This is a genomic window from Mesorhizobium mediterraneum, assembly GCF_002284565.1.
GTDB lineage: Bacteria > Pseudomonadota > Alphaproteobacteria > Rhizobiales > Rhizobiaceae > Mesorhizobium > Mesorhizobium mediterraneum.
Genome location: NZ_NPKI01000009.1, coordinates 95,207 through 116,115, shown reverse-complemented (window position 1 = coordinate 116,115; position 20,909 = coordinate 95,207). Strand labels below are relative to the sequence as shown.

General features: G+C 62.3%; 18 protein-coding genes. 4 read left to right on the top strand and 14 right to left on the bottom strand.

Annotation, left to right across the window (positions count from 1 at the left end; all coding sequences use genetic code 11):
• Positions 1–6 precede the first annotated feature (6 nt).
• Positions 7–900 carry an SDR family oxidoreductase gene (locus CIT25_RS04735; RefSeq protein ID WP_095483406.1) on the top strand — a complete coding sequence of 298 codons (894 nt, stop codon included), beginning with the start codon at positions 7–9 and terminating at the stop codon, positions 898–900.
• Between the two features lie 52 nt (positions 901–952).
• Here CIT25_RS04735 and CIT25_RS04730 read toward each other — a convergent pair whose 3' ends face one another.
• Complete coding sequence (locus tag CIT25_RS04730; protein WP_095483405.1) at positions 953–2,866, bottom strand: potassium transporter Kup; 1,914 nt, start codon at positions 2,864–2,866, stop codon at positions 953–955.
• 103 nt (positions 2,867–2,969) lie between these two features.
• Positions 2,970–3,710, bottom strand: coding sequence for a pyridoxine 5'-phosphate synthase (locus CIT25_RS04725; protein WP_095483404.1), 741 nt, complete (start codon positions 3,708–3,710; stop codon positions 2,970–2,972).
• A gap of 111 nt (positions 3,711–3,821) precedes the next feature.
• Here CIT25_RS04725 and CIT25_RS04720 point away from each other — a divergent pair, with 111 nt between their 5' ends.
• The gene (locus CIT25_RS04720) at positions 3,822–4,226 is read left to right on the top strand and encodes a SpoIIAA family protein (RefSeq protein WP_095483403.1); all 405 of its coding nucleotides are present in this window, start codon (positions 3,822–3,824) and stop codon (positions 4,224–4,226) included.
• 36 nt (positions 4,227–4,262) lie between these two features.
• Here the strand turns inward: CIT25_RS04720 and CIT25_RS04715 are convergent, their stop codons facing one another.
• From CIT25_RS04715 to CIT25_RS04675, 9 genes are all read right to left on the bottom strand, one after another.
• On the bottom strand, positions 4,263–5,390 hold the full coding sequence (locus CIT25_RS04715) for an ATP-dependent DNA helicase (protein WP_095483402.1): 1,128 nt from the start codon (positions 5,388–5,390) through the stop codon (positions 4,263–4,265).
• A 137-nt stretch (positions 5,391–5,527) separates the two neighbouring features.
• Positions 5,528–5,923: a nitrile hydratase accessory protein gene (locus tag CIT25_RS04710; RefSeq protein WP_095483401.1), complete on the bottom strand. Its 396-nt coding sequence runs from the start codon at positions 5,921–5,923 to the stop codon at positions 5,528–5,530.
• Positions 5,910–6,569: a nitrile hydratase subunit beta gene (nthB, locus tag CIT25_RS04705; protein ID WP_095483400.1), complete on the bottom strand. Its 660-nt coding sequence runs from the start codon at positions 6,567–6,569 to the stop codon at positions 5,910–5,912. The genes CIT25_RS04710 and nthB overlap by 14 nt, the downstream gene beginning before the upstream one ends.
• Positions 6,566–7,177 carry a nitrile hydratase subunit alpha gene (gene nthA / locus CIT25_RS04700; RefSeq protein WP_095483485.1) on the bottom strand — a complete coding sequence of 204 codons (612 nt, stop codon included), beginning with the start codon at positions 7,175–7,177 and terminating at the stop codon, positions 6,566–6,568. The genes nthB and nthA overlap by 4 nt, the downstream gene beginning before the upstream one ends.
• A 66-nt stretch (positions 7,178–7,243) precedes the next feature.
• The gene (locus CIT25_RS04695) at positions 7,244–10,408 is read right to left on the bottom strand and encodes an efflux RND transporter permease subunit (RefSeq protein ID WP_095483399.1); all 3,165 of its coding nucleotides are present in this window, start codon (positions 10,406–10,408) and stop codon (positions 7,244–7,246) included.
• Positions 10,405–11,643 carry an efflux RND transporter periplasmic adaptor subunit gene (locus CIT25_RS04690; protein ID WP_095483398.1) on the bottom strand — a complete coding sequence of 413 codons (1,239 nt, stop codon included), beginning with the start codon at positions 11,641–11,643 and terminating at the stop codon, positions 10,405–10,407. Before CIT25_RS04690 ends, CIT25_RS04695 begins: the two co-directional genes overlap by 4 nt.
• 167 nt (positions 11,644–11,810) lie before the next feature.
• Entirely contained in the window at positions 11,811–12,407 is a 597-nt protein-coding gene (locus CIT25_RS04685) for a LysE family translocator (protein WP_095483397.1), read from the bottom strand.
• A gap of 151 nt (positions 12,408–12,558) precedes the next feature.
• The gene (gene ilvN, locus CIT25_RS04680) at positions 12,559–13,131 is read right to left on the bottom strand and encodes an acetolactate synthase small subunit (protein ID WP_095483396.1); all 573 of its coding nucleotides are present in this window, start codon (positions 13,129–13,131) and stop codon (positions 12,559–12,561) included.
• An 84-nt stretch (positions 13,132–13,215) separates the two neighbouring features.
• Positions 13,216–14,997 (bottom strand): acetolactate synthase 3 large subunit, encoded by a 1,782-nt coding sequence (locus CIT25_RS04675; RefSeq protein ID WP_095483395.1) that lies wholly within the window; start codon positions 14,995–14,997, stop codon positions 13,216–13,218.
• 475 nt (positions 14,998–15,472) lie between these two features.
• Between CIT25_RS04675 and CIT25_RS04670 the strand changes: the two genes are divergently transcribed.
• Positions 15,473–17,275, top strand: coding sequence for an NAD(P)/FAD-dependent oxidoreductase (locus tag CIT25_RS04670; RefSeq protein WP_095483394.1), 1,803 nt, complete (start codon positions 15,473–15,475; stop codon positions 17,273–17,275).
• 13 nt (positions 17,276–17,288) lie between these two features.
• Here CIT25_RS04670 and CIT25_RS04665 read toward each other — a convergent pair whose 3' ends face one another.
• From CIT25_RS04665 to CIT25_RS04655, 3 genes are read right to left on the bottom strand one after another with little or no spacing between them, the layout of a single operon-like run.
• Positions 17,289–17,816, bottom strand: coding sequence for a GNAT family N-acetyltransferase (locus CIT25_RS04665; protein ID WP_095483393.1), 528 nt, complete (start codon positions 17,814–17,816; stop codon positions 17,289–17,291).
• A gap of 48 nt (positions 17,817–17,864) precedes the next feature.
• A complete protein-coding gene (locus CIT25_RS04660; protein ID WP_095483392.1) occupies positions 17,865–18,173 on the bottom strand; it encodes a hypothetical protein in 309 nt (102 codons plus the stop codon).
• Positions 18,174–18,177: 4 nt separating this feature from the next.
• Positions 18,178–18,744, bottom strand: coding sequence for a helix-turn-helix domain-containing protein (locus CIT25_RS04655; RefSeq protein ID WP_095483391.1), 567 nt, complete (start codon positions 18,742–18,744; stop codon positions 18,178–18,180).
• Between the two features lie 154 nt (positions 18,745–18,898).
• Here CIT25_RS04655 and CIT25_RS04650 point away from each other — a divergent pair, with 154 nt between their 5' ends.
• Positions 18,899–20,737: an ATP-binding protein gene (locus tag CIT25_RS04650; protein ID WP_095483390.1), complete on the top strand. Its 1,839-nt coding sequence runs from the start codon at positions 18,899–18,901 to the stop codon at positions 20,735–20,737.
• The last annotated feature ends 172 nt before the right edge of the window (positions 20,738–20,909 follow it).

Below are 20,909 nucleotides of genomic sequence, written 5' to 3'. Positions count from 1 at the left end.
CTTCCCATGACCGAAACCCTTCTCGTCACCGGCGCCTCCGGCCAGCTCGGCCGCGGCGTCATCCGTCATCTGCTGGATACGCTCAAGGTCCCGCCCGCACGCATCATCGCCACCACACGCAACCCGGAAAATCTCGCCGAGCTGGCGGCGCGTGGCGTCGCCATCAGAGCCGCCAACTTCGACGACACGGCGTCGCTGGCCAGCGCATTCAAGGGCGCCGACAGGGTTCTGATCATCTCGACCGGCGAAATCGACCTGCTTCACGGCAAGCGGCTGAAGCAGCATCAGAACGCAGTCACCGCAGCCAAGCAGGCCGGCGTTTCGCATCTGCTCTACACCTCGATGCCCAACCCGGAGCCGGGATCGCCGGTGCTGTTTGCGGGCGATCACTACGGCACCGAGCAGGCGATCAAGGCGAGCGGCATCCCCTACACGATCTTCCGCAACGGCTGGTATCAGGAGAACCTGTTCATGTCGCTGCCACACGCTATTGCCTCAGGGCAGTGGTACACATCGGCGGCCGACGGCCGCATCGCCCATGGCGCTCGCGACGACATGGCCGCGGCGATCGCCGCCGGCCTCGCTTCCGGCGCGACCGAAAGCACGACGTACACGCTGACCGGCCCGCAGGCCTATACGGTCGCCGAGATCGCAGCCCTGGTGACCGACGTCACCGGCAAGCCCCTCGAGGTTGTCCAGCTTTCGGACGAAGCGCTCACCGAAGGGCTGAAGGCGGCAGGCGTTCCCGAAGGCTTCGCCCCCATCATCACTTCCTTCGACACCAACACGCGCTCCGGTCGGATCGCCATGGTGACCGACGCGGTCGAGACGCTTTCAGGCAAAAAGCCGCAATCGCTGAAAAATTTCATCGAGGCGAACAAGGCAGCTTTGGCTGGCTGACCGCGGAGGTTGCGACAAAGGCCGTGCCCTTCGACAGGGCACGGCCTTTCGACTAGATAGCCACCTGCGTTCCGATCTCAACCACACGTCCGGTCGGGATCTGGAAGTACTCGGTCGCATCCGCTGCCGTGCGCGCCAACCCGATGAACAGCTTGTCCTGCCATACCGGCATGCCGGAATTGGGTGATGCCTTGAGCGAGCGCCGCGACAGGAAGAAGGAGGTCGTCATGATGTCGAACTTCCAGCCCTGCTTGCGGCAGATCGCCAGCGCACGCGGAATGTTGGGCTGTTCCATGTAGCCGAAGGTCAGCGTCACCCGCATGAACAGCTCGTTGATCGTTTCCATCTTGACCCGATCGCTATCGGGCACGAGAGGCTGCTGCGCAGTGACCACCGACAGGATGACGTTCTGTTCGTGCAGCACCTTGTAGTGCTTCAGGCTGTGCATCAGTGCGGTCGGCGCGCTGACTGGATCGCTGGTGAGGAACACGGCCGTACCGGACACCAGCTGCGGTTTCTTCTTCAACAAATTGCCGGCAAGGAAATCGAGCGGAATCTCGTTCCTGCGCGTCTTGTCGAAGAGATAGTGACTCCCGCGTATCCAGGTCCCCATGATCAGCCCCATGAGGCAGGCAACAGCGATTGAAACCCATCCGCCTTCCACGAATTTCACAATATTTGCCAGGAAGAAGCCGGTATCTATCGTGCCAAAGAGCAGCGCGAGCGCCGCAGCGAGCGCGATCTGCCATTTCCATTGCCACCGCATCACCACAAATAGCAAAATAGTCGTCATCAGCATTTCGCCTGTCACCGAAATTCCATAAGCGGAAGCCAGGGAACTCGAACTGCCAAAGCCGACGACCAGCAGCATTACGCCGAGCGCGAGAATGAGATTCACGCGCGGCATGTAAATCTGGCCGAGTTGCATCTCGGAAGTATGCTGAACTTCGATTCTGGGCAGAAGATTGAGCTGCACCGCCTGCCGGGTCAGCGAAAACGCCCCGGAGATGACGGCTTGACTGGCGATGACAGTCGCCGCTGTTGCGAGCCCGACCATCGGTATCAGTGCCCAATCTGGCAGCATCTGGAAAAACGGATTGTCGGGCACCCCCCCGTGAGCAAGAACGAACGCGCCTTGCCCAAAATAGCTGAGTAGCAGGCATGGGAAGACGATCCAGAACCAGGCTAGCACGATTGGACGGCGACCGAAGTGCCCAAGATCGACGTAAAGGGCTTCAGCACCGGTAACCGCCAGAAAAACCGCGCCGACGGTGAGAAATGCGCCCGTTTTGGCTTCGGCAAGATAGACGACTGCATAGTAGGGGTTGATTGCCAAAAGCACCGACGGATCGTCGTGAATGTGCACCAATCCGGCAATGCCGATCGCCAGAAACCAGAGCGCCGTCACCGGCCCGAAAACGGAGGCCACTCTACCGGTCCCGAAGCGCTGCACGGCAAACAAGACGGCAAGAATCACCAGTGTAATGGGAACCACGTATGGATCGAACGCCGGGGTCACGACGCTCAGCCCTTCCACTGCTGAAAGCACCGAGATGGCCGGCGTTATGATCGCGTCGCCGAAAAACAGTGCGGCTCCGCAGAGACCAATGGCAAGAATGATGCCAGAACCGGCCGGATAAGCTTTCCGGGCCAGCGCCATAAGCGACAGGGTACCGCCTTCACCCTTGTTGTCCGCCCGAAGCACGAAAGCGACATACTTTATTGTCACGATAATCGTCAGTGCCCAGACGATCAGCGACAGAATGCCCAGAACGGCACTGCGCGGATCGGTGCCGGACGAAGCATGCAGTGCTTCGCGAAGCGCATAGATCGGGCTGGTGCCGATATCGCCGTAGACCACGCCGAGCGCGCCAAGCATCAGGACCTTGGTGCTGTGCTGTTCGACCTTAGAATGGCTTGATTGTTCGACGGGTTCTGCCTCACTACCACTGTTGGTAAGGGCCATGGACAACACTCCGATAAGCGCGCGGTGCTCTACGCTTGCTGCGATGCAATATCAAGTGCCCCAACGTGATGGCTGCCATGTAAGCAATGCGAGGCTTCCATCTCTACCACCCACAGGCCTTCAGAAATCTCTTGACCGTGCCGGCCATGCCATACTCCAACGCATCGGCTGTCAACCCATGTCCGATAGACACTTCGGCCAACGCCGGGATGCGCTTTGCCAATGCCGGCAGGTTGTTCACCACCAGATCATGCCCGGCATTGACCTGAAGCCCGGCGGCAAGTGCGGCATCGGCGGTTTTTCCCAATCTTTCCAGCTCTTTCGCGGCCTTTTCCGAATCGGAATGATAGCTGCCATACGGACCCGTATAGAGCTCGATCCGGTCCGCGCCGGTGTCGCGCGCGGCCTTCACGCCTGCTGGATCCGAATCAGAAAACAACGACACGCGAATGCCGGTTTTCTTCAGGCGTTTGACGATCGGTGTCAGGAACGCCGCGTCGGCAACGAAGTTCCAGCCATGGTCGGAGGTGGCCTGCGCCGGGTCATCCGGCACCAGCGTCACCTGCTCAGGCTGGTGCTTTTCCACAAGCGCCAGGAAATCTTCGCTCGGATAGCCCTCGATGTTGAACTCTGCCCTGGGGAATTCGTCGTCGATCAGCGCCCGGATCTCCGGCAGGTCGGAATGCCTGGTATGCCGTTCGTCGGGCCGCGGATGAACAGTCAGCCCATGGGCGCCCGCGGCAAGCGCGATGCGTCCGAGCCCGGTCACGCTTGGCCACGGCAGATCGCGCCGGTTGCGCAGCATGGCAATGGCATTGAGATTGACGGAAAGTTTTGCGGGCATTTTGCGGGTCCGGGCTGATCTTGTCGCGCATCTATACCGCCTTTGACGGGAACAGACAGGGGGTTTCCGGTGTTCCAGACGGATGGATAATGGCCAGCAAGAGGAAGAGCCGTGAACTATCTTGAAGCCGTGCCGGCGGTTCGCCGCATCGACACCGACCGCGACGACCTGTTCGCCATCGACGTCGTCGGCCATGTGGCGGCGGCCGACGCCGAAAATCTGTTCGGTTTGCTGGAGGCGGCTTACGCGCTGCACCCGAAAATCGACGTGCTGGTGCGCTTGATTGACCATGATGGCGTCGACTGGGTCGATGTGTCGGACGAAACGCTTGAACAGGGCACGGCCCGTGCCGTGGAGCATGTCGGCCGCTGCGCGGCGGTCGGCGAGCCGAACTGGGTACCCGACGCGCAGAGCTTGCTGCCTGCTTCCTTGCCCGTCGACCTCAGGCATTTCGAGGCCAAGGACGAAGCTTCCGCCTGGGAATGGCTCGGCGCCAGACCGATTGCCCCGCGCTGACGCAATCCCAGTCCACGGGGCTGCGGCTCGATCGGCCTATCTGACGATCGTCAGCCGTTCGGCCGCTCGCGTGATCGCGGTATAGAGCCAGCGCTGGCGGGTTTCCTTGAACGCCCAGCTTTCGTCGAAAAGCACGATCTCGTTCCACTGCGAGCCTTGCGCCTTGTGCACGGTCAGCGCGTAGCCGTAGTCGAAATCGTCAAAGCGCTTCTTCTGCTGCCAGGGAATATCGGCGTCCGGCTCCTCGAACGCCGCTTTGAGCAGCTTGATCTTGGCGACGCCGCGGTCAGGATCGTCCTCCTCCGGTGAGACCAGCAAATTGATGCCGGGTTTCACCGTCTCGCGCGACGAGGTCATCACCTTCCACAGCGAGCCGTTGAGCAACCCCTTGGCCGGGTCGTTGCGCAGGCAGACGAGCTTGTCGCCAGCCTGCGGATAGTCGGCATTGAACCCCTTCAGCTCGCGCAGCCGCTGATTATAGCGACGCCGCGTCCTGTTGGTGCCGACCAGTACCTGGTCCGCCTTCAGCACCAGCTCTTGGGTGACGTCTTCCTTGCCGATCACCTGCGCTGTGCCATAGTCGCCGCGCATGAATTCGCGGCCCTCGCGCACGTCTAGCGCCAGCCGGAGGATCGGATTGTCGCGTGCCTGCCGGTGGATTTCGGTGAGCAGAATATCCGGCTCGTGGTCGGTGAAGAAGCCGCCGCCCGAGATCGGCGGCAACTGGCCGGGATCGCCGAGAACAAGGATCGGCGTGCCGAAACTCAAAAGGTCACGGCCAAGCTGCTCGTCGACCATCGAGCATTCGTCGATGACGACGAGCTTGGCCCGCGAGATCGGGCTTTGCCGGTTGAGCGAAAAGGTTGGCGACATCGAGGTCTTGCCGGTCACCTCGTCGGCTACCGATTCCTCACCCTTCGGCCGGTAGATCAGCGAATGGATGGTGCGGGCATTGACCGCGCCCTTGGAACGCAGCACCTGCGCCGCCTTGCCGGTGAAGGCTGCGAACTGCACCTGGCCGTCGACATGCTCGGCGAAATAGCGCGCCAGCGTCGTCTTGCCGGTGCCGGCATAGCCGAACAGCCGGAAGAGCTGCGGCTTTCCGGTCTTGAGCCAGTTGGCGACCGCTTTCAGCGCATCGTCCTGTTGAGGAGAGAATTCCATCAGCGCGAGAGACCGGATTCGCGAGGGAAAGACAAGGCCGACGGCCACCGCCACCGATCATCGGCGGCGGGCCGCACCGCCTCCAATGACGCAAACTATCAGGCAGAAGGCGGAACGTAAAGAGAACAAAGGGGCGGTCAGCCAAGACCTTCGGTTGGCCTGCCACGACCTTCGGTCGGGCTGGGATCGTTCTCGAGCAGGATCGGCTTACCATGCGGCGTTGCATGCGCGGCGCGTTCCCAGGCGGCAGCGAGCGCATCGACGTCGCCTTTGCCGGCAACGCCTTTGGCCGACAGCAGATTTTCCAGCGCCGCCAGCCAGTGCTCATAATAATCGTGGCCATCGCTTGCGGCACCCGGCTTCTTGACCTCGGCGGACAAGGCGTCCGCCCATTCGCTCCAGGAAAACAGGCCCTTGTCGTGCAGCGCAACCGTCATGGCGAAGGCTTCCGCTTGCCATGGCTCGGCGAATACCGGCGCATCGAGGCCCGCGGGCAGCTTGGCAGCGTGTGACTTCGCCTCACGCTGGTTCAAGGTAGCTCTCCCAGGCGTCGATCGACACGGTCAACGTCGGGTCGGCGCCATCGCCCCAAATCTCCGCGCCGTCGAAAGCCACCGTATAGACCCATTGCGGGTTTTCGCCCTGGCCGTGCGCATTTGTATCAGGGAAGACAAAACCATCGCGCACAGCCTCGACGACGCCCTGCTTGCCGCGTGCGTAGCGCGGCAGCCTTGTATGGCCGGTAGGATGAAAATTCTTCGTGCGCACGAGGTCGCCCAGTTTGAACCGCGCCGATGTGGCAATCGGCCGGTCGCAGGGGCCGCCCTTGGCCAGCACCGCCGGCACGTTTTCGGCCTTCAGCACTCGCTTTGGCGTCGCCGCAGGGTCGACCGCCTTGCCCGTGGCCAGATCGCTATCGCTGACGAAGCCGTGTCGCTTCAGCAAGGTTTCGAGCGCCTTGATCCAGATCTCATAATAGCTGGAGGCATAATAGTCGGCGGGATGCAGCGATTCCCGCGCATGCCGGCTCTCGTCGATATTCCAGGCGCCCATAGCGCCGGCGCACAGCGTCACGCCCAGCGCCCGCCTTTCCCAGTCGGCATGGAAATAAGGTTCGTCCTTTTCGGGCGCGACCGGCCCGAACCCCATCTGTCCGCCGAGATCCTGCGGCCCGTTCATGCCGGCTCCCGCGCCAGTCCGGTGCCGATCATGGCGTCGCGCGTCACCAGATCCGCCAGCCGCTCCTCGCTCCAGCCCTCGGTGCCTTCAGGCCGCATCGGCACGACGAGGTAACGCAACTCGGCGGTGGAATCCCATACCCGGATTTTTGTCGTCCTCGGCAGTGTCAGTCCGAATTCCTCGAGCACGCCGCGCGGATCGATGACCGCGCGCGAACGATAGGGCGGCGCCTTGTACCACACCGGGGGCAACCCAAGCACCGACCACGGGTAGCAGGAGCACAGCGTGCAGACGACGAGGTTGTGCGTGTCTGCCGTGTTGAAGACAGCCTGCATGTGCTCACCCTGCCGGCCGGTGTAGCCGAGCGAGCCGATCGCCGCCGTCGCGTCGCGCTTCAGCCACTCGGCATAGTCGGCATCGACCCACGCCTTCGCCACCACCTTGGCGCCGTTGCGCGGACCGATTTTTGTCTCGTAGGTGTCGACGATCACGTCGATCGCGGTCGGATCGATCAGCCCTTTCTGGGTGAGGATAGTCTCCAGCGCGCGCACCCGGGCGGCAAAAGGATCAAGCTCGTTATCGTGGTGGTGATCATGGTTGTGGGACATGGCCATAAAACTACGACTGCAAGCATCTCATCGCAAGCGCCGCGGCTTGGGCCAGCCCATTGGCCTCTATTCCGCTGCCGCCTTCTGCGGCTCGCCCTGCAACTCTTCTTCGCCCTCGAACAGCGAAGGCTGGTCGACGGCTTCGACGGGTGGCTGCTCGTCCCGACGCCTCGGCCACAGCCTGACAAGCCAACCGGAAAAATGCTCCATGTAGACATAGATGACCGGGGTGACGAACAGCGTCAGCGCTTGCGATGCGACCAGGCCGCCGACCACCGCCACGCCGAGCGGCTGGCGCAGTTCGGCGCTGGCGCCGGTGCCGAGCGCGATCGGGATCGTGCCCATCAGCGCCGCCAATGTCGTCATCATGATCGGACGGAAGCGCATCAGGCAGGCTTTGTGAATGGAATCGAGCGGCGACATCCCGTCGCGCCTGAGCTCGAGCGCGACGTCGATCATCATGATGCCGTTCTTCTTGACGATGCCGATCAGCATCAGGATGCCAATGACCGCAATCACCGACAGGTCCATTCCCGCAAGCCGCAACGCAACAAGCGCGCCGAGCACCGCCGACGGCAGTCCGGTCAGGATGGTCAGCGGATGGATGAAGCTTTCATAAAGGATGCCGAGGACGATGTAGATGGTCAGGATCGCGCCGCCGATCAGCAGCCCCTGGTTGGCAAGCGAATCCTGGAACGTTTTCGCCGTGCCCGAAAAAGTAGTCGAGATCGTCGCCGGCATGCCGATCTTTTCCTTCAGCGCATTGATGCGGGTGACGCTGTCGCCGAGCGCGACGCCCTGCGCCAGATTGTAGGAGATGGTCACCGCCGGAAGCTGGCCGAGCTGATTGACGGTCAAGGCACCGGCGGTCCGATCGACACGAGCGAAGGCGCCGAGCGGCACCAGGCTGCCGCTGGCCGTTCTCACCTTGATCGCCAGCATCCTTTCTGGCGACCACTCGATTCTCGGGTCGAGCTCCATGATCACCTCGTAGCTGTCGGCTGAGCCGAAGATGGTCGACACCTGCTCGGTGCCGAAACCGCCATAGAGGCTGGAGCGCAACGTATCGGTGTCGACGCCTAGCGTCGCCGCCTTGTCGCGGTCGACCACCAGCGACGCCTGCAAGGCGTTGTTCTGCAAATCATTGGTGACGTCGGTGAAGGCTGCGTGATCGGCGGCCATCGCATCGGTGAGCTTCTGCGCCCAAACGTCCGCCGCGCCTATGTCGAGGCCCTGCACAACGAGCTGATAGGCGCTGGCCGAAGCGCGCGCGCCGAGCCGCAGGTTCTGCACCGGCTGCATGAAGGTTTCGATGCCTGGGACATTGGCCAGCTGCCGCCGCAGGTCCGAGAGCACCTTGTCGAGATCGGGGCGCTGGTCCTTATCCTTCAATTGCACATAGAGCCGGCCCTGGTTGAGCGCATTGTCTCCGCTGCCTACCGACCACCCGACATGCGAGACATAGGGTGAATGGGTGAAGACATCAGCCACTTGCCCCTGCAGCTTCACCATGGCGTCGAACGAAATGTCCTGGCGCGCGGTGGTCGTCACCGAAATCTGGCCGATATCCTCCTGCGGGAAGAAGCCTTTCGGCGAGGTCTGGATCAGCCAGACCGACATTGCGGCCGTCCCGACGAAGACGAGAAAAACCAGGAAACTGTGCCGCAGGCAAAAGGTCAGCAGCCAATCATAGCCCCGCATGAAGACATTGTGCCTGCGGCCTTCGCCCTGGGCTGCCTCGCGGTCGGCTTTCGACACCGACAAAAGCCGCGAGCACAGCATCGGCGTCAGCGTCAGCGACACGAACATCGACGCCAGGATGGCGACTGTCACCACCACCGCGAATTCGTTGAAGATGCGCCCGATCACTCCGCCCATCAAAAGCACCGGAATGAACACCGCCACCAGCGAGATCGAGATCGAAATGATGGTGAAGCCGATTTCGCGGGCGCCCTTGAGCGCCGCATCGAGGGCCGAGAGCCCGTCCTCCTCCATGTGGCGAAAAATGTTCTCCAGCATGACAATCGCGTCGTCGACGACAAGGCCGACCGCCAGCGTCAGACCCATCAGCGAGATGTTGTCGATGGAAAAGCCGAACAGGAACATGGCGCCGAGCGTGGCGATCAGTGAGATCGGCACCGCCACCGCCGGGATGATCGTCGCCGTTACCCGGCGCAGGAACAGGAAGATCACCATGACCACCAGCGCGATGGTGAGCAGCAGCGTGAACTGCACGTCGTCTACCGCCTCGCGGATCGAAGTCGAGCGGTCGTTGAGCAGCTGGATGCTGGCCGCCGCCGGCATCTGATCCTGGAACGACGGCAGCATCGCCTTGACGCGGTCGACGACGTCGACGGTGTTGGCATCGGGCTGGCGCTGCACGGCCATGATGATCGCGCGAGTGCCGTCGTACCAGCTGGCTGTCGTCGTGGTCTCAACCGAATCGATGACGCGTGTCACCTCGCCGAGCCGCACCGGACGGCCGTTCTTGGTGGCTATGATGATGTTGGAAAATCCCGCCGCGTTGGTCAGCTGCGTATTGGCGGTGATCGTCAGCTGCTGCTTGTCGTTCTGCAGCACGCCGAGCGGCGTGTTGCTGTTGGCCGAGGCGATCGCCGTCTGCAGCTGGTCGATCGAAATGCCGCGTGCGGCGAGCGCCGTCGGATCGATCTGGACGCGCACGGCGTATTTCTGCTGCCCGAAGATCGAGACCTGCGCCACGCCGTCGATCGTCGACAGCGACGGCGAGATCACATTCTCGGCAAAGGCATCGAGATCGGTCAGCGGAACCGTGTCGCTGACCAGCGACATCAGCAGGATCGGCGCATCGGCCGGATTGACCTTGCGGTAGCTCGGCGGGCTGGTCATCTCGGGCGGCAATTGCCGCTGCGTTCGCGCGATCGCCGCCTGCACGTCGGCCGCCGCGGCGTCGATATCGCGGTTGAGCACGAACTGAATGGCGATCGAGGTCTGGCCGAGCGAGTTGGTTGTCGAGATCGAATCGATGCCGGCGATGGTGGCGAACTGCTTGATCAGCGGCGTTGCCACCGAGGTCGCCATGGTTTCCGGCGAGGCGCCGGGCAGCGAGGCCGAGACGTTGACCACCGGAAACTCGGCGCTCGGCAGAGCGGCCACCGGCAGGAACTTGTAAGCGAACAGCCCGCCCAGCACGAGCGCAAAGGACATGAGCAGGGTGGCGACGGGCCTGCGGATGCAGAATTCGGAGATCATGGGCGCATCCCGCCCGCCTTGCCAGCCTCGGCAACTCTAGGAGACGCCTGGTCACTGGTGCCGGCCTCGCCTTCGCGGACCGGCGAGCCGTTCTTCAGCTTTGTCTGACCCTCGACGACGACACGTTCGCCGCTTTTCAGCCCCTCGCCGATAGCGCTGTTGTCGCCCTCGGTCAGTGCGACCTGCACGGGTCGCACCTCCACCGTATTGTCAGGCTTGATCACATAGACGAACGGTCCCTTCTGACTGGGCTGGACCGCGACCGTAGGAACGGACGTCATTTGCGGCATGATGCCGGCATCGAGCACGACATTCACATATTGGCCCGGCCACAGCGACAGATCGGCATTGGGCACGCTGGCCCTCGTTGCGATCGTGCCGGAGGCCGTGTCGACGCTGGAATCGACGAAATCGAGGGTCCCCTTGGCGATCGGTGTCGGGTCACCGTCCCTGGTCAGCGTGACTGCGCCTTCCTGCGGCGCCGCCAGCGCCTTGTGCAGCAAGGCAAGATCGCTTTCCGGAAGATTGAAGTTCACCTGCAGCGGGTCCATCTGGGTGATGGTCACCAGCGGGGTCGACGTGCTGTTGCCGTTGCTGGTGGTGACGAGATCGCCGATCGCGACGCTGACCGCGCCCAGCCTGCCGGAAATCGGCGCCGTGATCGTAGCAAAGCCAAGCTGGACCTCGTCCGCATCGATCGTCGCCTTGTCGGCATCGACCGTGGCCGCGGCGGATTTCTGCGCGGCGATCGCCTGATCGTAGGTCTGCTGCGTGCCGGCCTGCCTGGCGACAAGGTTCTTGGCGCGCTCAAGATCGGCCGTGGCACTGGCAAGCAGCGCCTGGTCTTTGGCGAGCGTCGCCTGGTCGCGGGCCAGTTGCGCCTTCAGCGCGCGATCGTCCAGCGAAAACAGAAGGTCGCCAGCCTTCACCATCTGGCCGTCCTTGACGGCGATCGATATGATCTGGCTCGAGATCCGCGCGTTCACGCTGACCACTGCGGGGGAGGACACAAAGCCGATGGCGTAGCGCCGGATCGGGAAGTCGGCTGTCGAAGCCGTGGCTGCAACCACCGAGGTAGAACGTGCGGCATTTGCGGCGGCCGCCGGTTTGTCAGGCGCCGCCTGACCCGCCGACAGCATCTGCCGGACCTTGTCCGTTGCCGCGGGCGAAAGATAGAGCCCGGCCGCGACAAGGCAGGCGACCGCAAGCACCGCAAGCACGATCTTTCCACGCATCGCCAAAAAGCCTTCTATCCGACACGCCGTGGTTCGGTGGTCATATCTGGCATAACTCGCAGCCTGGTGCCGCGGTTTCACCAAATAGATAGAAGGCGCCGAGGGCGAAAAAGTGCCAAAACCCGGCATTACGAAGATTTAATGTGCAGTGCACAATAAAGCGACGGCTACCGCAGCATCGGCCACAGCGTCGCCGCCAGCAGCACGCCCATGGCGATGTTGAACCATTTCAGCCGCACCGGATCAGACAGAAAACCGCGCAGCGCCATGCCGAAACCTGCCCACGCCGAAACGCTCGGCAGGTTGACGACGGTGAAGGCTATCGAGATCAACGCCACCGAAAGAAATGGATGCTCCGGAATGGCATAGACGGCCATGGCGGTGATCGCCATCACCCAAGCCTTGGGATTGACCCACTGGAATGCTGCCGCATCGATGAAACGCATCGGTCGAGCCTTGGCCTCGCCCTTGCCGCTGAGCGAACGCGACATGGCGATCTTCCACGCGAGATAGAGCAGGTAGACGCCGCCCGCGATCTTCAACCCGGTGTGCAGCACCGGAAACGCAGTCAGCACGGCGCCCAGACCGAAGCCGACGGCCAGCAACAGCACGAGGAAGCCGATGCTGATGCCCAGCATATGCGGAATGGTTTTGGCGAAACCGAAGTTCACACCGGAAGCCAGAAGCATGAAGTTGTTCGGACCCGGCGTGATCGAGGTCACGAAGGCATAGACCAGCAGGGCGAAGAATGCGTCGAGGGTCATGGGCTTCCTCCCAAGCAGGTCAGCAATATTGTCCTTTTACCGCAGACGCACAAAGGCCACCTCACGGCGGCAGCCGGGCCAGAAGATCAGGATCAAGGCGACAGAATAAATACAGGTGGCGCCAGAGCACTGGACCCAAAGCGCCGCACGATCACATCCCTTGCGGACCGCGGTTCAACGCCGCCACGCCGGTGCGGCAGATTTCGACCAGGCCGAGCGGCTTCATGATGGCGATGAACTGGTCGATCTTGGAACCCTTGCCGGTGATCTCGAAGATGAAATGCTCGGTGTTGGCGTCGATGACGCTGGCGCGGAAGGCATCGGCGAGCCTTAGCGCCTCGACGCGGGCTTCGCCGGTGCCGGCCACTTTCACCAGCGCGAGCTCGCGCTCCAGAGGCCGATCCTGGCCGAGCTCATGCGAGCGCACGGTGAGATCGACGACACGGTGCACCGGCACGATGCGCTCGAGCTGGTGCTTGATCTGCTCCAGCACATGCGGCGTGCCGCGCGTCACGATGGTGATGCGCGACAAATGCTTCTCATGCTCGGTTTCGGAGACCGTCAGGCTTTCGATATTGTAGCCGCGTCCGGAGAACAGGCCGATGACCCGGGCCAGCACGCCCGGCTCATTGTCGACCAGCACGGAAAGCGTGTGAGTCTCCGGCTTTTCCGTTTCCTTGGCGATGAAATAGGCGGAGCCGGTCGGTTGAAGCTGTGCGTTCATGACATGAATCTCGATTTCAAACTTTTGAGCTAATTCTCTGTTTCCGCACGGCTTCTTCCAACAAGCCCTGCCTCGGCCTGGGGGCTACACCAGTTCCCTGCCCTTGGCGTCGATGGCGTTGGCCACCGCCTCGTCGGTCGCCTCGTCCGGCAGAAGCATCTCGTTATGCGCCTTGCCCGACGGGATCATCGGGAAGCAGTTGGCAAGTGTGGCGACCCGACAGTCGAAGATCACCGGTTTCTTCACCGCGATCATCTCCTTGATCGCGTCGTCCAGCTCGTCCGGTTTCTCACAGCGAATGCCATGGCCGCCATAGGCTTCGGCGAGCTTGACGAAATCCGGCATCGCCTCGGTGTAGGAATGCGACAGCCGGTTGCCGTGCAGAAGCTGCTGCCACTGCCGCACCATGCCCATATACTGGTTGTTGAGGATGAAGATCTTGATCGGTGCGTCGTGCTGCACCGCCGCGCTCATCTCCTGCATCGTCATCTGCACCGAGGCATCGCCGGCAATATCAATGACCAGCGCATCCGGGTGTGCGATCTGCACGCCGAGCGCCGCCGGCAGGCCGTAGCCCATCGTGCCGAGCCCACCGGAGGTCATCCAGCGGTTCGGCTTCTCGAAATGATAGTGCTGCGCCGCCCACATCTGGTGCTGGCCGACCTCGGTGGTGATGTAAGTGTCCATGTCCTTGGTCAGCGCGTAGAGCCGCTGGACGGCATGTTGCGGCATGATAACGTCGTGGTTCATCTTGTAGGCAAGCGAATCCCGCGCGCGCCATTTCGCGATCTGCTCCCACCACGGGTGGAGCGCCTTCTTGTCGGCCTTGGCAGTCGCCCGCCACAGCCGCACCAGATCCTCCAGCACCCGGCCGACGTCGCCTATGATCGGCACATCGGTGTGGACGTTCTTGTTGATCGAGGACGGATCGATATCGATATGGATCTTCTTCGAGTTCGGCGAGAACGCGGTGAGCCGGCCGGTGATACGGTCGTCGAAGCGCGCGCCGATGCAGACCATGACGTCGCAATCATGCATCGCCATGTTGGCTTCATAGGTGCCGTGCATGCCGAGCATGCCCATCCAGTTCTTGCCCGAAGCCGGATAGGCGCCGAGGCCCATCAGTGTCGAGGTGATCGGGAAGCCGGTGAGGTCGACCAGTTCGCGCAGCAAATGGCTGGCTTCCGGGCCGGAATTGATGACACCGCCGCCCGTATAGAGGATCGGCCTTTTGGCGTTGGCCATCAGTTCGACCGCCGCCTTGATCTTTTCCAGGTCGCCCTGGACCTTAGGCTGATAGCTCGTGCGCGGCGCCGTCTGCGGCGGCACATAGATGCCCTTGGCGAACTGCACGTCCTTCGGGATGTCGACGACGACCGGACCGGGACGTCCTGTCGTCGCGACATGAAACGCCTCGTGGATGATTGCCGCGAGCTCGTTGACGTCCTTCACCAGCCAATTGTGCTTGGTGCAGGGCCGCGTGATGCCGATCGTGTCGCACTCCTGGAAGGCATCCGAGCCGATCAGCGATGTCGGCACCTGGCCGGTCAGGCAGACCAGCGGGATCGAATCCATCAGCGCATCCTGCAGCGGCGTCACCGCATTGGTGGCGCCCGGCCCCGAAGTCACCAGCATGACGCCGGCCTTGCCGGTCGAGCGCGCATAGCCCTCCGCCGCATGGCCCGCGCCCTGCTCGTGACGGACAAGGATGTGCTCGACCTCATCCTGCTGGAAGATCTCATCATAGATCGGGAGAACCGCGCCGCCCGGATAGCCGAAAACATGCTTGACGCCATTGTCCTTCAGCGCCTGCACCACCATTTCGGCGCCGGTCATTTCGCGCCGCTCGTTCTGTCCACTGCTCATCGGTCTGGTCCCGTACTGTCCGCCATCGGGCGATTGCTGGTCGTTTAGTCGTGTTTCGGGCAATAAAAAAGGCCCCCGAGGGAGCCTGTGTGTGCGCATGGGAGGTTTTCGCCCGGCGGTTACACCGCCTTGCCCACGCGCTTTCCTACTACGAGAATGAGTGCCGTTTTCATGGTGGCGGACAATAGAATTGGTTTTGCGCCGCTGTCAACGGCCAATGTGCACAACGCCAAAACGGTTCGGGGCGATTGGCCGTGTCAGACAGGCCCGTTGGCGCCCATCGCGTTGAACCACCATTCCGGTACGACCGCCGGCAGGATCAGTGTCCGCGATCGTCCCGATAAGCCATTGAAACCACGCCAAACTATTTGACGACGTGACGCGGCGCATAGTTTGCCGCGATACTCCGGCCAACCGGACTGGGAGGGTCCGGCAAAGCCACGATGACGACCAGGACTTCACGGGAGGAAATTTGATGCTCGACAAGGCCCCAGCCCAGAAACTGACCGACCTGCTCGACCAATTCGGTGCAGCGCTCGCCGCCAGCGACATCGACAAGGCGGTCGGGTGCTTTCAGGAAGACTGCTACTGGCGCGACCTCGTGACCTTCACCTGGAACATCAAGACCATGGAAGGTCGCGACCAGGTGCGCGACATGCTGATGAGCCAGTTGGCGAAGACAAAACCTTCGAACTGGGCGATCGCCAAGGGCGAGGACGCCAGCGAAAGCGGCGAGTTGCTGGAGGGCTGGATCAGCTTCGAAACTGAGGTTGCGCGCGGCTTCGGCCATATCAGGCTGAAGAACGGCAAGATCTGGACGCTGCTCACCACCATGGTCGAGCTGAAGGGTCATGAGGAACCCGCCGGCTTCGCCCGGCCGATGGGCGCCAAGCACGGTCACGGCAAAAATCGTCCAACCTGGAAGGAGGAGCGCGAGAAGGAGGCGACTGAACTCGGTTTTGTCCGTCAGCCCCACACGCTCATCGTCGGCGGCGGCCAGGGCGGCATCGCGCTCGGTGCCCGGTTGCGGCAGCTCGGCGTGCCGACCATCATCGTCGAGAAGAACGAGCGTGCCGGCGATTCATGGCGCAAGCGTTACAAGTCGCTCTGCCTGCACGACCCGGTCTGGTACGATCATCTGCCATATATCGATTTTCCGAAGAACTGGCCGGTCTTCTCGCCCAAGGACAAGATCGGCGACTGGCTGGAAATGTACGCCAAGGTCATGGAGCTGAATTACTGGTCCTCGACCGAGGCCAAGAGCGCCACCTATGACGACAAGAAGAAGGAATGGACCGTCATCGTCCACCGCGACGGCAAAGATATGACGTTGAAGCCGAAGCATCTGGTGCTGGCGACGGGACAGTCAGGCAAGGCCAATTTGCCGAAATTCAAGGGCATGGACAACTTCAAGGGTGATCAGCACCATTCCTCCAAGCACCCCGGCCCCGATGCCTATGCCGGCAAGCGCGCCGTCGTCATCGGCTCGAACAACTCAGCCCATGACATCGCCGCAGCCCTTTGGGAGGCCGGCGCCGATGTCACCATGGTGCAGCGCTCGACCACCCATATCTCCAGATCCGACACGCTGATGGAAATCGGACTGGGTTCGCTCTACTCGGAAAAAGCCGTGCAAGGCGGGATGACCACGGCCAAGGCCGACCTCGTCTTTGCGTCCCTGCCCTACAAGATCCTGCATGAATTCCAGATCCCGGCCTACGCCGAGATGAAGAAGCGCGACGCCAAATTCTACGAGGGGCTGGAAAGGGCAGGATTCATGCTCGACTGGGGCGATGACGATTCCGGCCTGTTCATGAAATATCTCAGGCGCGGCTCAGGCTACTACATCGATGTCGGTGCTTCCGACCTCATCATCGATGGCTCGATCAAGCTGAAAAGCGGCGTCGAGGTCAAGGAGGTCCGGGAGCATTCGGTCCTGCTTAGCGACGGATCGGACCTGCCGGCCGACCTCATCGTCTACGCCACCGGCTATGGCTCGATGAACGGCTGGGCGGCCGACCTGATATCCAGGGACGTTGCCGATAAGGTCGGAAAATGCTGGGGCCTCGGCTCCAACACTACCAAGGATCCCGGCCCCTGGGAGGGCGAATTGCGCAATATGTGGAAGCCGACGCAACAGGAGGCACTGTGGTTCCATGGCGGCAATCTGCACCAGTCGCGCCACTATTCGCAATTCCTGTCGCTGCAGTTGAAGGCGCGGCACGAAGGCATCGCAACGCCGGTCTACGGGCTGCAGCAGGTCCATCACAAGGGATAGAAATTCAGAGCAGTCACCGGGACTGGCCGATGCGCTTCCAGTAGATAAGCGTACCGGTCAGCCCGCCATGCGGCTTCAACGCGTAGTCCGGTATTTCGCCGGCTAGCGTGAATCCCAGCCTCTCATAGAGGCCGGAGGCGCCCTCCTCTGCCGCTGTATCCAGGACCAGCAACGTGCGGCCTTTCTCGACAGCGAGGCTTTCGGCCGCCCGCATCAGGCGAGTCGCCACGCCCTTGCCGCGATGATCGACACGGGTCATCAGCTTGGCGATCTCGGCCCGGTGCGGCTGGTTGGGAGGACAGTCGAGCAGCAAGGTGACGGTGCCGACCAGAGCCTTGCCATCCCATGCACCGAGCACCGCTCTTTCGCCTCTTGCCGCGGCCATAAGCGATCTGGTCCAGAAGGCGCCTGCAGCTTCCGGCGCCAGCGGATGCATGAAACTGACTGATCCGCCGGTCGCAACCGTCTCGATCAGCATATCGACCAGCATTGCCTGGGCTCCCGCAGCCTGGGTCAGAGCCTTGATTTCGATGGAGCTCATGCGTGCGATGTCCTTTGACTGCGTGGAGCGATCTGCGTGTTCCAGCCGTCAATCCAGACGACTGACTCGGCGTCGCTTTCGTGCTGCCTTGATCGCGGCGATGCGATCGGTGTCCTTTGGCTGCAGATGCAGCCCGCGTTCCAGGATTTCGAGCGTATATTCCTCATAGGTCAGGCCCAGCCGCTCGGCCTTTTCCATCCGCATCAGCATCACGTCGCGGCTCGGCGCCTTCCACGCCTTGGCATGCGCAGCCTGCCAGGCAAGGAAGATATAAGGGTCGCCCTTGCCCCATGGGGGGCCCTTGTAGTCGTCGAGTGGCGGTCCGCCATTGTCGGAGCGTTTGGGACGGCGTGCCATGCGTTCAGCCTCTTGCCAGCGCAACCAAATAGTCGGCGGCGTCCGGTCCAGGAGCATGGAAGGTGCAATTCGACGGCGCGCCAAGCGCCAGGCAGTCACCGGGTTCGAGACTATGCACGACATCGCCCTCGGTGAATTCCAGCCGTCCGGAAATCAGCCAGATCTGCTGTCTGATGAAGGCGTAGGACGCGGCCGGAAAACTCACCTTGGCTCCCGCCGGCAATTGCACCCGGATCAGTTCGAGCGGCATGTCCGAGACCGGCGAAAGATGCCGCCTGATATAGCCGGTGGCGGGATCGCGCCAGACCGGCTGATCGCTTTGGCGAAGCAGCCCGCCGCCCTGCAGCTCCGCCCGCGCGATGAGGGTGGAAAGCGTCATGCCGAAGGCCGCTGCGATGCGCACCAGAAGTGCTGCGGTCGGGCTCGTCTTGCCGCGCTCTATCGTGCTGAGCATGGCCTTAGACACGCCGGAGCGGTCCGCGAGCTCCGCCAGTGACCAGTCCTTCAAAGCCCTTTCGGCGCGTATTCTTCTGCCGATGGTCGAGGAGATATCGTTCGCTATAACAGTCATTAATCCGGTATATCGAAATTGCGGCTTCGAGCAAGGGGCCGATCGGTTCAATTTTCGCGAATGGCTTAATGCCCCCTACACCATCCGACCTCACCCCACCTTAACCTCGCCGCCGTAAGGTCGATCGCCTGGGGAAATGGGAAACAGCCTGTCCATGTTCGTCGACCGCGAAGCCTCCGTTGGAGAGCCGGCATTGCAGGAGCGCCGCAAGGCGGAGCAGAGCGACAAGCGCATTCTGGGCAATGTCGTCCAGTGCGACGGCGCGCGCGCCACCATCAGCGCCTATGCCGCCGATGTCGAAGGCACGGTCACCGGCCATTGGAGCGTCGGCAAGATGATCTCCATCAATCTTGGCACCACGCGAACCGTCGGCCTGGTCTACGAGATCGGCAAGTCGGATCGCGCCTGGAGCAATGAGGGCCAGAACCCGATCGAGGTCAGCATCGAGCTTATCGGCGAGGTGCGCGACGGCGCCGAGCCCGGCGCCAAACCGATTTTCGACCGGGGCATTACCATCTATCCGCATATCGGCGCCATCGCCCACCGCATTCGCAGCCGCGACCTGCAGGCAGTTTATGATCTCGCCGGACGTCATTCGATCACCATCGGCACGCTGTCACAGGACGAGGCGATCGACGCCAACATCGCCATCGACGACACGCTGGCGCGCCACTTCGCTATTGTCGGCACCACCGGCGTCGGCAAATCCACCGCCGTCTCGCTGCTTTTGCGCAAGTCGATCGCCGCCCGGCCTGACCTGCGCGTCCTTATCCTCGATCCGCACAACGAGTTCGCCGCATCCTTGCCCGAACACTGCGTCAGGGTCGATTCGACGACGCTGGACCTGCCCTTCTGGATGTTCAAGCTCGAGGAATTTGCCGAAGTGCTGTTTCGCGGGCGCGAGACCGTGCCGGAAGAGATCGATGCCTTGCGCGATCTCATTCCCGCCGCCAAGAACCTGTACCGCAATCCGAATTCGGGCGGCTATCTCAGGCGCGGCAGCGATGCGCTGACCGCGGACACGCCGGTGCCCTATCGCGTTGTCGATCTCATCAAGCAGATCGACGAGCGCATGGGACTGCTGGAAAGCAAGAACGACCGCCCCACTCTCAAATCGCTGAAGACGCGCATCGAATCGGCGGCCTCGGATCCGCGCTACCGCTTCATGTTCAACTCGCGGCTGATCGAGGACACTATCCACGAGACGATCGGCAATATTTTTCGCGTGCCGCATCACGGTCGCCCGGTGACCTGCTTCGAGATGGCCGGCATGCCGTCGGAAGTGGTCAATTCGGTCTGCTCGGTGCTGGCGCGCCTGGCCTTCGACCTAGCGTTGTGGAGCGAAGGCCGGCTGCGATTGCTTTTGCTGTGCGAGGAAGCCCACCGCTATATGCCGGCCGATCCGCGCCTCGGTTTTGCACCGACCCGGCACGCGCTGTCGCGCATCGCCAAGGAAGGCCGCAAATATGGCTGCTATCTTGGTGTCGTTACCCAGCGCCCGGGCGAGCTCGATCCCACCATCCTGTCGCAGTGCTCGACCTTCTTCGCCATGCGGCTCGCCAACGAGCAGGACCAGGCGATCGTCCGCTCGGCGATCGCCGATTCCTCGGCCTCGACGCTGGCGTTCCTGTCTTCGATGGGTCAGCGCGAAGCCATCGCCTTCGGGGAAGGCGTGGCGACGACCATGCGGCTGAAATTCGAAAAACTGTCCGCGGATCTGATCCCCGGCACGGCCAAGCGCGAGGAAGCCTTGCCGTCCGAGATCGGCAACGATGTCGATCTGGTGGCGATCGTCGAAAGGCTACGCAACGTGCCAAAACCGCAGCAGGCGATGGCCTTCGCCGAAGTCGTCGATTCAAACCGGCAGGCCGGCGATTCCAACTATCGCAAGCCACCCGCCCCGACTGTCGCACGCGTCCAGTCGGACGACGATTTCGACATGCGTTATGGCCTGAAACCGGCAACCTTCGGTCTGCGCCCGCAAAACGACTGAGCCGGCGGCCTCCAGCCCATCAAGCTTCCGTTGCAGACTTGTCAGCCTGTGAAGCCAGGGCAAATCCCGTCAGAAAATTCGTCAGGCTGAGTCGGATGGCGCCGTTTTCGAGAACCGGAGCGGAGCGGACATTAGTCCGTGAGCACCGGAAGCGCAGAAAACGACGCCAGAC